The following is an 11,832-nucleotide window of genomic DNA, read 5'->3' on the forward strand; positions in this document are numbered from 1 at the left end:
CGATGTCGATTTTAGGGGTAAATACAATTAAGTTGGTATAGTCATTTCTCTTGGCGAAATCTTGCAAGTCTCTACACTTTTCGCATAATTGGGCCTCAATATTTTGATTCTTCATGGTTTTCCTCTCCTTTTTTCTGGTATAATGAAGTTGAATTTTTTGGTATGTGGCCGTTGTCTGGTAGCTCAGGCAGCGGCCATTTTTAGTATCTGATGGCCAGGCGCTGGCCTGGTTTCAGTGTCGGGTTCGGGCCCAGGTCGTTGTTGACCTGAATCTGGTAGATGACCTCCCTGATATCCTGGCCGGTCTTGTCGGCTACAGGGCCAGCGATTTCCCACAGCGTTTCATCTGTGTCGACGACGTGGATGATGGCCGTATCAGCGGCGACCATTTCGGCCTGTGTCCAGGGAGTCGCGCTGCCGATGTACAGCCCGACTCCGAAGGCGGCCACAAGGGCCAGCCCCGCCCGGAAAACCTGGAACTTGGGCTTACGCCTTGGCTCTGTCTGTCCATGTTCGTAAATCTTCATTGTCTTCATGTGAATCCCTCCTTTCTTCGTATTCAAACTGGCTCATATCAGCCGACAACCGGCTAATGAAGGTCCGGCACCGTTCCAGCTTTTGCCGTGTTCGTGCCAGCTCATCCTTTAGGCGGCGCCATTCAAAGGGGCTGTGCGTCCAATCCGCTGAGTCCATCCCCTCGAGCTCTAACACGTTCTTCATGCTGTACTTGACCCCGGGGAGCTTGAGCCGCTTGAGCAGGCCGTCCTGCTCCATATTTGTAATGGCAGGACGGCTCAAATCCCAACGATTCATAAGTTCGTTCATCGAGATAACCGGCTTCATATGATTCCCTCCTTTCGCCTCCTAGTGCCCCGCTTCCTGGTCGCCATCTTTCAGCAGTTCGAGGATGTGATGGCCCCAGAGAAGCTGATAGCCGCTGTGCCCGTTTCCGTGGGTATACGGGATGCGTTCGCAGTAGGCTTTTCCGGCTTCGGTTGGCGCCCAGTCAGGTCCGACTTTTTCTTGAAGCCCTTTGTCCTTCAGCATGGCGTTCACTTTCTGTGGGCTGGGATTCCCTTTGCTGTTCAAGATGCCGAGTTCCGCAGCAATCTTTGTCGGTGTCAGCGTCGATGGACTGTCTTCCGCCGGGATGAACTGCTTCAGCGGTGTCATATCCACGCCATAGGCTTTACCGACCATCTGCATGGCTGCGGTCATGGCCATTGGCTTCTTGACTCCGAAGGTATCGGCGATCATGGCTGCCGTGTCGGCCGCATCCTTTACCGCTGTCTTGATCATCCGCGTCCGGTAATGCGGGTTCGGCGTAATCTGCGGCGTCTTGATGGCCTTTTCCATAGCATTGAAAGCTTCGAGGAATTTCAGTTTCCATTCCAGGGCTTTTGCTCCCGTGAAGCCCATAACTAAGAGGCTAAAGCCGTCTCGGTTCATGAGGTACATTGGGTAGGTTTGCCCATTCTGCTCATTGACGTATGTTGTTTCGTAGAACATGGGGGTCTGCCCAATTTTCGGCATACCCTTTTCAAGGTTCCGAATTGCGTCAAGCACATGCCTATGGCTTTTTTCAAACCGGTCAGCTACCTGCCGGCTGTCCGTAACGAGTTGATGTTTATAAACGGTTACAAGTTTATTCATGTTCGATTCCTCCTTTATTCCTTTCCCCCTCCGTTGAACCATGCTATGATGAGTACGGAAGGAGGTGATTACTATGACTGAGAAAGAATTAAAAGAAATTTTTGCTGAAGCACAAGCGGAGATAATGGCTTCGTATGATGAATCAAAAGTTAAAGCGATATTATTGAATGCATCCGGAAAAACATCGCTTGAATCCGCTATCCTCGGAGCGTTTCAATTAAGTACTAAGCTAAATCAAGAATTACTCTTCAAGGTGCTCTCCAAAGCTTTATGCAAATGATTAGCTAATTGTTCAATTGATTCACAGGAAAGGTCATCAAGTGCCAGCTTGGTGGCCTTTTCTTCGACATCATCCTGCCAAGTTCCCGGAATAACACGAGATAAAGGCAACTTAATAACACGAATAGTTGCAATTTCTTCTGTTTTTTCTTCGACAAGGTGTTCGATAGGTCCAGCATACGATTCCGCGATACTTTCATAAAGAAACAGCATGCTATCAGAGATACTACGTGATAAGCTCCCTTCCAGGTCTATTACGTAGTATTTTTGTTTGTTCAAACTAATGCTTAATACATAAACCGTTCCCTTTTCGTCCTTTGCCATGCTCCCGCCTCCTTCTCTTAGTCAATTCCTGTCCAGCCTTTATTGGCTGCATATTCGTCAAGATCTTGTTGGGCTTCTGCCAATGTTGTCCGCACCATCAGTTGTTTCATCCGGTGCCAGCCGCCACCAGGCTTTTTCTGATAGCAAATTGCATACGGTTCGCCACCAATCATTGAGATAGCCTGATAACGCCAGCCGCGTTGGTCTACGTATTCGTTGTAGTGCTTCATGCTTTCCCTTCCTTTACAATTCCAATGTCTTGCCGTGCTTTTCTTCTACTTCGTCGGCCCAACCGCGGACAATTTCCGTGGCTTTACTTTGCTTCATAGATGCTTCCAGGGCGTCGCCGATAGCGTACATGTAACCACGTGCGATATCAGCTTCTGACCTGGCGCCTTCCACGGTCCAGCCGTTTTTGCCTTCTTTGGCCCATTCCCGAACGCAGATTGCGCGCCCCCATCTTTGCTGGAATCGAGATTTCAAAATGGACTTTTCCTTTGCAGTCATGCTTCTCACCTCCTTTATAAAAACCTTTCCATATCACTGACGTCATACGTGTCTACGACGCTGATTTTATCCACCAGCTCGTCGTCGTTGGCATTGATAACGGCCAGATAAACGCCACCACCGAATGTACGGACCAGGTAATTATGAATGTCCACGAAGGTCAGGTTTCCACCTTTAGGGCTTCGGAACGTCTGCACCATAGTTCCGGTACAGTCCCTACTGGGCTCCATTGTCAGCTTGTTCGTCATGCTACGCGCCTCCTCCTTGAACTCTAATTTTTTGTATCTTTTAAAGATACTTCATCAGCAAAAAAAAATATCTTCGATGCTCTTGTTTAAGATAGATGAAACTTTCTTAGCGTCATCAAGAGAGAATTTTGTACTCCCGTTCTCTTTCTTACTATAAGCACTCTTCGTTTCGAGCCCAAGAACTTCGGCCATATTTTCACATGTCAGACCTTTTTCTTTTCTTAACGCTCTAAGTCTTTCAAACATCTTCTCACCCCCTATCAAATGTTTCCTCTTGGGATACTTAAAGTATACGAGTTATTTTGTATCTTGTCAAGATATATTAAAAATAAAATTTCCAATTAGGAAACTTCCATTGAGTATCTTTAATGGAAACATTATAATTTACATAGAATTGTTTTCGGATACTTTATATAAAGGTCAGGTGATAAATCGATGAACAGAGTTAAGGAATTGCGAAAACAAAAACATATCACACAGGAAGAATTAGGGAAAGTGCTCGATATCCAAAAGGCAGCCATTTCTAAATATGAAAATGGTCGTGCAGAACCAAGCGCAGAAGTACTCAAGAAGATGTCCGCCTATTTTGGCGTATCTATTGATTATTTGCTCGGCAATTCGACATCAAAAGAGATTCCCGACTCCAACCTTCCATCGCTTACACCGAAAGATGAACGTGACATAGCGCGTGATCTTGAAAATATGATAGAATCGCTGGACGGATCCGCGGCCATGGGGAGTACCGAAGACGATGAAGACCGCGAGCTATTACGGGCCTCCTTGGAAACGGCCATGAAGATAGCCAAACGGACCGCCAAGAAGAAGTTCACCCCGAAAAAATATCTGAAATAGGTTGTTCTTTAAAGGCGGTGATGCTCTATGGATGTATAAAAAAAATCGCCGTAACAAAACGGCGAAAAATAATATCAAACATGGAACCCATTATGAAATTGCAGAGGCTCAGCGGCGTACAAATCATATATGCTCCGCTAAAATCTATTCTCGGCTATTACACAAAATACAAACGGATTCAATGCATCATTCTGAATGACAATCTTCCCTCCCATTTGCAACGCTTCGTCTGCGCCCACGAGCTCGGCCATTCCATCTGTCATACCAATTTGAATACGCAGTGGCTGAGAAAAAACACCCTGGTATCGACAGACAGAATCGAACGGGAAGCCAGTACGTTTGCCGTCGAACTGCTATTGCCTGATGACCTCATCCGGGAATATCCCGAATACACCCTCGAACGCCTAGGGAAAATAGCCGGAATACCTCTTGATTTATGTTCTTTGAAGAAGTTCTATTGAATTATGAAACTATATAAATGAGGCGAATATTATGCACATTTTTTCAGGTCTTATAGCACTGCTTGCGCTAGGTCTACTGATTTTCGGATTTGTAAAAAAGGATACATTAAAATCGCATCAAGCTGAAGCCAACTGCACATTCAAGCAATATGTCTTGAGCTGTCTTTTCTTCCTTGTCTTGGGAGGAATCTGCTTCATTATAACTGATTCACCAAATGAATCTAACAACGCTCCGGCAGTGCAATCAACCACACGGGAACAGCAGAGTACAAAACAAGTCAAAGATTCCGCCGATACGCCGGCAGAACAAATCGAGCAAATTTGTCGACAAAAAGCAGGAGACAAACACTTTACTAAAGTTGAAGTCAACGAAGACATGTCTAAAGAAAATTTCGGTAAAGGGAAATTAATTGTTTTGCCTTATGTTAAAGACGAAGCAGGATTCCGGCAAACTGGTTTCGCATTGTCTGGGGAAATTATCCGAGCCCTCTATGAATCTGGGTTGCCGATTTCGGAGGTCGCCGTCTTCATCCAAGATATGAGCGGACACACAACGATGAAATGCACTATGAATGAACGAACGGCCAAAAAAACCAATTGGGATACTGTATCATATAAGCATTTTGATAAATACCTGGACGATGTCTGGATGATTCCGCAACTGCGTAAATAATCGCATAGCTTCAGCATCGTAATATTCAATACAAAGAATAAACAGCACAAAAAAAGTGATTGGCCATCGCCAAATATCGTATATTTAATTCATTTATTGTATTTTTAGTTTAATAAAAAATCCCGGTACCGTGCTGGAACACGATACCGGGATATGCCGTAGGTGCTGGAACACCTACGGCGCTGCAAATCTACACACACGACTATGGGGCTGATTTACGCTATCGGTATATCACATCAGCTTCCCTTTACGCAAAGGAGGTTATTTTTATGACTGATTTAACCTATCATTTTTCGTACCGCGAAAAAGACCGCGGCTGGCAGGTCATCTTGTCGTACAAAGACCAGGCGGGGCGCTGGAAGCAGAAGTCACGCCAGGGCTTGGCCACCAAGAAGGCTGCCAAAGCCGCCGGCGAAAAGCTGCTGTCCGACGTACTCGATGCGATGAAGAGCCAGCCAATCGCGCCGGAGCTCGTCGGCATCTCCCTGGCCGAATTTGCTGAATACGTTTTTCGCAGCCGCAACTTGACGTATAACTCCATCCTGGCCTATCGCTACGCCCTGAAGAATTACGGACCGAAGATTCTGGCCATGCCAGTCCGTAAGATAACCTATCTGGACATCCAGCAGGCGATGAGCAACTGGCAGTGCGCTGACGCCAGCTACCAGCTCTATGTAACCTGCCTCAAGATGATCCTGTCCCACGCTGTCGAGCCCTACCATCTCCGGCAGGATAACCCAGCCATCCACTTGAAACCCAGGAAGCTAAACCGCCGGCACAAAATCCGGGCGCTGACGCAGAAAGAATTTGACCGGCTCATGGAAAACATGAAGACCCGGCCGATGAAGTACTATGCCATTTGTGCCATTGCCGGGTACACGGGGATGCGCTTGGGCGAAATCCTGGCTCTTACCTGGAACGACGTAGATTTAAAAGAACGTCAGATCAGTGTTACCAAGCAATATGGCCGGGTTGGTCATAAGAAGCGTGGAATCATGAACATCAAAAACAAGGCCGCCGGGCATCGTGTCATCCCCATTCCGGCCAAGCTGCAGCAAATCCTGCTGGAGTATCGCCATGTAGAGCCTCGGCAAATAAACGGTCAGCTGTTTCCACACAAATTGTTGCATAAATCACTCGATGGGTATATCAAGAAAATCGTTCCGGACGCATCTATCCATAGTCTGCGTCACACCTATGCAACGATGCTGCTGGCCAACGGCACCGACATCAAGACCGTAGCGGCGCTTCTCGGTGACACAGTCACCACTGTTTTAAATGTCTACGTCGATTACACAGACGACATGAGACGTAAGGCAGCGCAGTCAATTGAAAAAATTTTTGCGTAGAAATTTTTGACGAATTTTTGCCGTTTTAAACAAGAATAGCTCAACCATGCGGCATAATGCGCCAAATATATTCAATACCACATTATACCGTGATTAGCGCCTATTTTGCAACTGTTTCCAGTAGATTTAGGAAAATGAGGACACAGAGCACAGTTCACAGGCCGCCCGGACTCCGATGCCGCAACGCGGCGGCAGACACTCAAACTGACGACATCGCCATTTTCGTATCCATCGTAAAATTCTGTTATTATACCCGAACGGGCTGTGGTCGAATATCTCTGGCGGGCTTCCCACAGGAAGCCCCTACAATTCGGCCAATGTCCGTGTATTTTTTATGGCAGACTGCCAGCGTTATTCCCCATAGCCTACATGCGATACCGTAGGGGCCGTCCCAAAGCCTTTCTAGCCCGTCAAGTACCGACCATCGGGAGGGGCCAAGACCGTTTCCAGAACGAATAGCGGCGGCGGGCGGCCCGCTACGCGCTGAGGGCTTCCCAAAGCGTCGTTGTTAGTTTGAGTCTGTCGCGGCGTAGCCGCATCTGAGTCCGAAAAAAGCAGTGGCTCGTGGTTAGTGATTCGTGGTTCGTAAAGACCTGCCATTACACCCGAATGGGCTGTAATCGAATCTCGCAGCGGGCCGCCAGCCACAGCTGTCCGTTTTGGCAGCCGTCCTGCACCTTCCGTCGGTCGGCACCTGACGGGCCAAAAAGGCTGCCCGGGCTGGCCCAACGCATACGGCCGCTGGCCGCGTATTTTTGATGAATTTTTGATGGCAGGCCGATGTGATAAAAAAAGCACCTGATTATTCAGACGTTGAAATGATGAACTTGTTTAAGCGGCCCCGCCTTCCGTGGAAGCTTATTGTACCAGTCTAAATGCATGATGACTTCCTGATCTGGGCATGAAAAAAAGCACCCACTTATGAGTGTTAAAAAGAATGTGATTTTTTCTGTTATCGTACTAGCTCATTCATAATCTGAAAGGCTTTTTGCCCAGAGACCCAGCTGTACTCATTATCTTTCTCAACAATAAAGCAAGGTAAACCGGTTGGCGGAACAATTCCGTTAATTGGTAGTATCACTGGTGAATACACAATATAATCCTTCCATGTTCCAATACGTTCCGCTGTATTATACCCTTTTTGTATAGCTATTTTTTTGCTTCGTTCATAGCAAATCACTTTCCTTTTGCAGTAGCAACGAGTACTTTTTTATTCGTTGCCAATGGCTTATCGTCAATCCTATAAAACCCAAAGTTACTAGGCTTACCATGGGCAAAATAATAGCCAACATCTAATATACCAGTCTGTGAATCAAGATACTTAATTATCCCGTTATCTTTTTGTGCAATGAAAACATGTGCGGAGTCTGTTTGCTTCCACACTATGTAAATTACGTAACGTGAGCCATCAGGAGCATTGTCTAATTCTTATTGTTTCTTCATTTACATTAAAAGTAAACATTCGAGCTGAGGCATCTGCATAAGCCTCGTTCGCTTCCGGTGCCGCGAAGCATTCACTCCCCAAAACAATATCTTTGGAGCCCATATTAGGCACTGCCTCAACATCAAACCCTCGTTGGTGTAATTCATAAATTTACACACACCTTTGACAATTAATTTGATATTCAGTTCCTTGTGAATACTTAGTGTTAGCGGCTTTTATGTCATCAGCTAAGGTGTGCTTACCTAAAATTAGTTTCCAATTATTAGGCACTTTTTGTAATTTGATTATATCATCTTCACGAGCAGTTTTCCATTTATCTAATGATAATGTTTGTAACAAAGATGTTCTCCCAGTCCTCATAGGTCATGTCAGCCGGCACATAATACGTCTTGCCATTGTCATTCCTGGCAATGCGCGTCCCTGTTTTTTTTTATCCGGCCCGTACAGGCCGCTGACAATGGGAGAGGACAGTTCGGATGAAGTGGCTGGGCCGTATGACTGATGTGATACAGAAAAGCGGCATCCACTCACAATGAAATGGACGCCGCTTTCTTATTTTTCTGGATGATTTTACATTTTTTCGATATAAAAGCAGTTCACATCCTAATTTTTTTTAACACATTGCTCAGCATCATCAGCGTAATCCCTTTATCATCCTGTCCGAGTAACATCGTTGTATACGGGCCTTCCCAAACATATAGCCCTTCAAACCGTCTGGGCGTACCATAACGGTGCGAAATGTGTCGAACCCGTTCTTCAAAACCGCCATTCATGAAAATCGTAATGCTTAACAGACGACCTTCATAGAAACAGGCCTTTGCCATGACAGGTCCCTGTAGATACATTTCACCGTGAGCATCGGGAATAAGCACCCAATACCTCGCCATACCATATGAATAACCAAGCAGTTTCATCCGATATTCCTGCTTAATCTGATTCAGCGGTTCACCCCAGTGCAAATCGCAGAATCCTCCTGGATCATAAGTCATATTCTGTTCGTGACTGGTGGCAGGAGAAGCAGCTTGTACGGTTGGCTGCATCAATCCTGATAGTATCAACCAAGTAAAGACCACAAATATTAAGAAAAAAGTTTTTCTAAAAATATTCATACCGTTTCATCTCTTTTATTATCTTACTTGGAATTGATTGTCCTAAAAAATCTGCCTCACAATAATCGCTCCGTGCTCCGTGATATCCTTATATTTTTTATTATATCATGAAACAGAGTGAATAGAATATAAACCGATATTCCCATAATACAAGAAATTCAAATACGGCTACAGACTCAAGCTGACGACATCGCCATTTTCGTATCCATCGTAAAATCCTGTTATTATCCCCGAATGGGCTGTAGTCGAATATCTCTGGCGGGCTTCCCACGGGAAGCCCCTACAATTCGGCCAATGGCCGTGTATTTTTTGCGGCAGACTGCCAGCGTTATTCCCCATCGCCTACATGCGATACCGTAGGGGCCGTCCCAAAGCCTTTCTAGCCCGTCAAGTACCGACCATCGGGAGGGGCAAGATCGTTTCCAGAACGAACAGACGCGGCGGGCGGCCCACTACGCGTTGAGGGCTTCCCGAAGCGTCGTTGTTAGTTTGAGTCTGTCGCGGCGTAGCCGCATCTAAGTCCGAAAAAAGCCGTGGCTCGTGGTTAGTGATTCGTGGTTTGTAAAGACCTGCCATTATACCCGAATGGGCTGTGATCGAATCTCGCAGCGGGCCGCCCTGACCGGGCCGGCCCCTACGCATACGGCCGCTGGCCGTTTTTTTGCGGCCTGCGACCGGCCGCCTGCGAACTGCGCTTATTTTATGAAGAGGATAGTCATTCTTTAGTAGTCATGCTATAATAAGTTATCATGAGTAAAGGAGTCGAATTTTTATGATGATAAAAAAACTGGTTACTTTTGAAGACCTCGGTTTCGTTCAATGGGGCGTCCTGAATGAAGCGGAAGATGGCGTATACGGTGCCATTGCTTTGGAAGAAGCTTTTTTCACGCCCCTTCCGGAAACGATGCTGGAATTCATCCGGCAAGGCAACGACGGCCTGCTGGCCCTGGCCGACGCACTGGAACAGAATGAAAAGACCGGCGCTGTCAAGGCGAAACCGCTGGACACGGTACGCATCATGGCGCCGATTCCCCATATGGAACGGAATATTTTCTGCATCGGCAAGAATTATACGGAACATATCGCCGAATTCGATAAGACGGCCATGCCCAAACCGCCGAAATACCCGGTCATCTTCACCAAGGCTACGTCGTCGGTCATCGGCCCGGATGACCTCATCGACCCTCATACGAACGTCACGTCCCAAGTCGACTATGAAGGCGAACTGGCCGTCATCATTGGCAAGGAAGGCTCGGATATCACTGTTGGCGAAGCCATGGACCACGTCTACGGCTTTACCATCCTCAACGACGTCACGGCACGGGACCTGCAGGCCAACCACGTCCAGTGGTTCCACGGCAAGAGCCTGAATACGTTCTGCCCTATCGGGCCGTATATCCTTCTGCGCGATGCCGCTCCCGACACGTTCGACATCGTCACGAAAGTCAACAATGAAGTCCGTCAGGACGGCTCGACAGGCGAATTCATCTTCACCATCCCCGAACTGATCCACACCATCTCCCAGGGTACGACCCTCTTCCCGGGCGACATCATCGCTACGGGTACGCCCAGCGGCGTCGGCGTCGGCTTCAACCCGCCCCGCTTCCTCCACTCCGGCGACACCGTAGAAATCACCATTCCCGCCATCGGGACGCTGAAGAATAAAGTGAAATAAGAAAGGCTAAAAAAAGGGGCTGTAACAAAATGAGTTTTTTTGCTCATTTTGTTGCAGCCTTCCTTCTTTCCCATAACTAACACAATAGCTGGCATTTTTCATTTTCGTGAAAAATGCCAGCTACCTGTTTTTAGGCGTACTTTAATAAGCCTCGCTGTTTTTTCTTTTTTAGCAAGCTACTGTGTGTGTTTCTTCTTTTTCTAAATAGTGTTGTTGTAATCTGTCCGTATCACGGCGACTTCGGTATTTCCTCAGATCAAAGCCGAATGCCATGAATAACAGTTCCTTTTCTACACTTTCTTTTCCCTTATGTCTCACTCGGCGGTATTCGTAGTTTCCCTTTACCGTTCCAAACGCTCCTTCTATCTGTATGGATCGGTTAATCCGCAACTGGATTCCTTTTTTACTTTGAATGAACTTGTAGTCTTTGTCCAATAAGGATTGGTAGTAAGGATTGTACTGTATCATTTTATTCTGTTTCGGTTTCTTTCCTGTCCGGGTCGGCTGGCATTGATTCCGTTTTCCACAATACTGACAGTTTTCACATTGGTATGTTCGTACGGTCCGTTCATATCCGCTGTCCCTATCACGCTGCTTTTTTTCCGTTACGAAATGCAGCTTCCTTCCTTTGGCACAGGTATAGGTATCGCTGTCTGCGTCATAGACCATATTGCTTCGGTGCCCGATTTTTTTCTTGAAGGCTGATGTCTTCCGGTATTCATACTCCCGTGGTTTGATGCATACCGTGCTTCCTTTCTTTTCTATCCAGTCCATGTTTTCTTCACTGTCATACCCGGCATCCGCCACAATATGATCTGCTAGTCTTCCATACCCTGATTCCAAGGCTGTCAAGAACGGGATCAAGGTCCGGGTATCCGTTGGATTCGGGAATAGGCCCAGTCCGATAATATATTCAGACTGTACCGCTAGTTGAAGATTGTAGGCCGGTTTCAGCTGCCCATTTTTCATGTGGTCTTCTTTCATGCGCATAAACGTAGCGTCGGGATCCGTCTTGGAATAACTGTTCCGTGTACCCATTACGGTCAGGTGGGCATCATATTCTTGTTGTTTCTCCCGGATGGCTGCTACCTGTTCAAACAGTTTTTGTTCTGCTGTTTTTCGATGGCCAGACCCTTGCACAAACGTGATGCCGTTTCCCTGGCATACGTCTACAACAGACCGGAGTAATTCATCGTCATCCAGAATAAAGATATCCATGCCCGTGAAAGCCAGCATCTGTTCCTGGATTTGCCGCSWG

The 11,832-nt window shown here is 46.8% G+C and carries 17 protein-coding genes and 1 pseudogene; 6 read left to right on the forward strand and 12 right to left on the reverse strand.

Annotated features, from left to right (window positions below; genetic code table 11):
- Positions 1-200: 200 nt before the first annotated feature.
- The 3 genes from NM10_RS01185 to NM10_RS01195 are packed head-to-tail and all read right to left on the reverse strand — an operon-like array spanning position 201 to position 1,653.
- Positions 201-536, reverse strand: coding sequence for a LysM peptidoglycan-binding domain-containing protein (locus NM10_RS01185; protein ID WP_071601814.1), 336 nt, complete (start codon positions 534-536; stop codon positions 201-203).
- The gene (locus NM10_RS01190; protein ID WP_020309806.1) at positions 487-843 is read right to left on the reverse strand and encodes a hypothetical protein; all 357 of its coding nucleotides are present in this window, start codon (positions 841-843) and stop codon (positions 487-489) included. The genes NM10_RS01185 and NM10_RS01190 overlap by 50 nt, the downstream gene beginning before the upstream one ends.
- 21 nt (positions 844-864) lie before the next feature.
- Positions 865-1,653: a Rha family transcriptional regulator gene (locus NM10_RS01195; protein ID WP_071601815.1), complete on the reverse strand. Its 789-nt coding sequence runs from the start codon at positions 1,651-1,653 to the stop codon at positions 865-867.
- 73 nt (positions 1,654-1,726) lie between these two features.
- Here NM10_RS01195 and NM10_RS13730 point away from each other — a divergent pair, with 73 nt between their 5' ends.
- Complete coding sequence (locus NM10_RS13730; protein WP_036243631.1) at positions 1,727-1,933, forward strand: hypothetical protein; 207 nt, start codon at positions 1,727-1,729, stop codon at positions 1,931-1,933.
- On the opposite strand, the gene NM10_RS01210 is transcribed toward NM10_RS13730, so the two are convergent.
- From NM10_RS01210 to NM10_RS01230, 5 genes are read right to left on the reverse strand one after another with little or no spacing between them, the layout of a single operon-like run.
- Positions 1,888-2,256, reverse strand: a complete 369-nt coding sequence (locus NM10_RS01210) for a hypothetical protein (RefSeq protein WP_020309809.1) — start codon at positions 2,254-2,256, stop codon at positions 1,888-1,890. The two genes, NM10_RS13730 and NM10_RS01210, sit on opposite strands and share 46 nt — an antisense overlap.
- Positions 2,257-2,273: 17 nt before the next feature.
- A complete protein-coding gene (locus NM10_RS01215) occupies positions 2,274-2,486 on the reverse strand; it encodes a hypothetical protein (protein WP_020309810.1) in 213 nt (70 codons plus the stop codon).
- 13 nt (positions 2,487-2,499) lie between these two features.
- Positions 2,500-2,763, reverse strand: a complete 264-nt coding sequence (locus tag NM10_RS01220) for a hypothetical protein (RefSeq protein ID WP_020309811.1) — start codon at positions 2,761-2,763, stop codon at positions 2,500-2,502.
- A gap of 14 nt (positions 2,764-2,777) precedes the next feature.
- Positions 2,778-3,011 carry a hypothetical protein gene (locus tag NM10_RS01225; RefSeq protein WP_020309812.1) on the reverse strand — a complete coding sequence of 78 codons (234 nt, stop codon included), beginning with the start codon at positions 3,009-3,011 and terminating at the stop codon, positions 2,778-2,780.
- A 54-nt stretch (positions 3,012-3,065) separates the two neighbouring features.
- Positions 3,066-3,257 carry a helix-turn-helix transcriptional regulator gene (locus NM10_RS01230; protein ID WP_020309813.1) on the reverse strand — a complete coding sequence of 64 codons (192 nt, stop codon included), beginning with the start codon at positions 3,255-3,257 and terminating at the stop codon, positions 3,066-3,068.
- Between the two features lie 189 nt (positions 3,258-3,446).
- Here NM10_RS01230 and NM10_RS01235 point away from each other — a divergent pair, with 189 nt between their 5' ends.
- The 4 genes from NM10_RS01235 (at position 3,447) to NM10_RS01250 (ending at position 6,346) form a co-directional block, all read left to right on the forward strand.
- Entirely contained in the window at positions 3,447-3,863 is a 417-nt protein-coding gene (locus tag NM10_RS01235) for a helix-turn-helix domain-containing protein (RefSeq protein WP_020309814.1), read from the forward strand.
- Between the two features lie 80 nt (positions 3,864-3,943).
- The gene (locus tag NM10_RS01240) at positions 3,944-4,324 is read left to right on the forward strand and encodes an ImmA/IrrE family metallo-endopeptidase (RefSeq protein WP_147675847.1); all 381 of its coding nucleotides are present in this window, start codon (positions 3,944-3,946) and stop codon (positions 4,322-4,324) included.
- A 31-nt stretch (positions 4,325-4,355) separates the two neighbouring features.
- Positions 4,356-4,997 carry a hypothetical protein gene (locus NM10_RS01245; RefSeq protein WP_020309816.1) on the forward strand — a complete coding sequence of 214 codons (642 nt, stop codon included), beginning with the start codon at positions 4,356-4,358 and terminating at the stop codon, positions 4,995-4,997.
- A gap of 269 nt (positions 4,998-5,266) precedes the next feature.
- On the forward strand, positions 5,267-6,346 hold the full coding sequence (locus NM10_RS01250; protein ID WP_020309817.1) for a tyrosine-type recombinase/integrase: 1,080 nt from the start codon (positions 5,267-5,269) through the stop codon (positions 6,344-6,346).
- A gap of 1,176 nt (positions 6,347-7,522) precedes the next feature.
- On the opposite strand, the pseudogene NM10_RS15205 reads toward NM10_RS01250, so the two are convergent.
- The 3 genes and pseudogenes from NM10_RS15205 to NM10_RS01255 form a co-directional block, all read right to left on the reverse strand.
- Positions 7,523-7,759 (reverse strand): annotated as a pseudogene (locus NM10_RS15205) (toxin glutamine deamidase domain-containing protein); the annotation flags it as partial.
- Between the two features lie 181 nt (positions 7,760-7,940).
- Positions 7,941-8,129 (reverse strand): hypothetical protein, encoded by a 189-nt coding sequence (locus NM10_RS13735; RefSeq protein WP_147675848.1) that lies wholly within the window; start codon positions 8,127-8,129, stop codon positions 7,941-7,943.
- 257 nt (positions 8,130-8,386) lie between these two features.
- Positions 8,387-8,899: a hypothetical protein gene (locus NM10_RS01255; protein WP_020309818.1), complete on the reverse strand. Its 513-nt coding sequence runs from the start codon at positions 8,897-8,899 to the stop codon at positions 8,387-8,389.
- 772 nt (positions 8,900-9,671) lie between these two features.
- On the opposite strand from NM10_RS01255, the gene NM10_RS01260 reads away from it, so the two are divergent.
- Positions 9,672-10,574 (forward strand): fumarylacetoacetate hydrolase family protein, encoded by a 903-nt coding sequence (locus tag NM10_RS01260; protein WP_020309819.1) that lies wholly within the window; start codon positions 9,672-9,674, stop codon positions 10,572-10,574.
- A 168-nt stretch (positions 10,575-10,742) separates the two neighbouring features.
- Here the strand turns inward: NM10_RS01260 and NM10_RS01265 are convergent.
- Positions 10,743-11,832 (reverse strand): transposase (locus NM10_RS01265; RefSeq protein ID WP_020309820.1); only part of this gene is annotated, 1,090 nt, incomplete at its 5' end.

It is taken from the genome of Megasphaera sp. NM10 (assembly GCF_000417505.1).
GTDB classification, from domain to species: domain Bacteria; phylum Bacillota; class Negativicutes; order Veillonellales; family Megasphaeraceae; genus Megasphaera; species Megasphaera intestinihominis.

Bases quoted from the DNA above. Each gene is read 5' to 3' on its own strand.
- NM10_RS01185 (WP_071601814.1), bottom strand. From the start codon at position 536: ATGAAGACAATGAAGATTTACGAACATGGACAGACAGAGCCAAGGCGT.
- NM10_RS01190 (WP_020309806.1), bottom strand. From the start codon at position 843: ATGAAGCCGGTTATCTCGATGAACGAACTTATGAATCGTTGGGATTTG.
- NM10_RS01195 (WP_071601815.1), bottom strand. From the start codon at position 1,653: ATGAATAAACTTGTAACCGTTTATAAACATCAACTCGTTACGGACAGC.
- NM10_RS13730 (WP_036243631.1), top strand. From the start codon at position 1,727: ATGACTGAGAAAGAATTAAAAGAAATTTTTGCTGAAGCACAAGCGGAG.
- NM10_RS01210 (WP_020309809.1), bottom strand. From the start codon at position 2,256: ATGGCAAAGGACGAAAAGGGAACGGTTTATGTATTAAGCATTAGTTTG.
- NM10_RS01215 (WP_020309810.1), bottom strand. From the start codon at position 2,486: ATGAAGCACTACAACGAATACGTAGACCAACGCGGCTGGCGTTATCAG.
- NM10_RS01220 (WP_020309811.1), bottom strand. From the start codon at position 2,763: ATGACTGCAAAGGAAAAGTCCATTTTGAAATCTCGATTCCAGCAAAGA.
- NM10_RS01225 (WP_020309812.1), bottom strand. From the start codon at position 3,011: ATGACGAACAAGCTGACAATGGAGCCCAGTAGGGACTGTACCGGAACT.
- NM10_RS01230 (WP_020309813.1), bottom strand. From the start codon at position 3,257: ATGTTTGAAAGACTTAGAGCGTTAAGAAAAGAAAAAGGTCTGACATGT.
- NM10_RS01235 (WP_020309814.1), top strand. From the start codon at position 3,447: ATGAACAGAGTTAAGGAATTGCGAAAACAAAAACATATCACACAGGAA.
- NM10_RS01240 (WP_147675847.1), top strand. From the start codon at position 3,944: ATGGAACCCATTATGAAATTGCAGAGGCTCAGCGGCGTACAAATCATA.
- NM10_RS01245 (WP_020309816.1), top strand. From the start codon at position 4,356: ATGCACATTTTTTCAGGTCTTATAGCACTGCTTGCGCTAGGTCTACTG.
- NM10_RS01250 (WP_020309817.1), top strand. From the start codon at position 5,267: ATGACTGATTTAACCTATCATTTTTCGTACCGCGAAAAAGACCGCGGC.
- NM10_RS01255 (WP_020309818.1), bottom strand. From the start codon at position 8,899: ATGAATATTTTTAGAAAAACTTTTTTCTTAATATTTGTGGTCTTTACT.
- NM10_RS01260 (WP_020309819.1), top strand. From the start codon at position 9,672: ATGATGATAAAAAAACTGGTTACTTTTGAAGACCTCGGTTTCGTTCAA.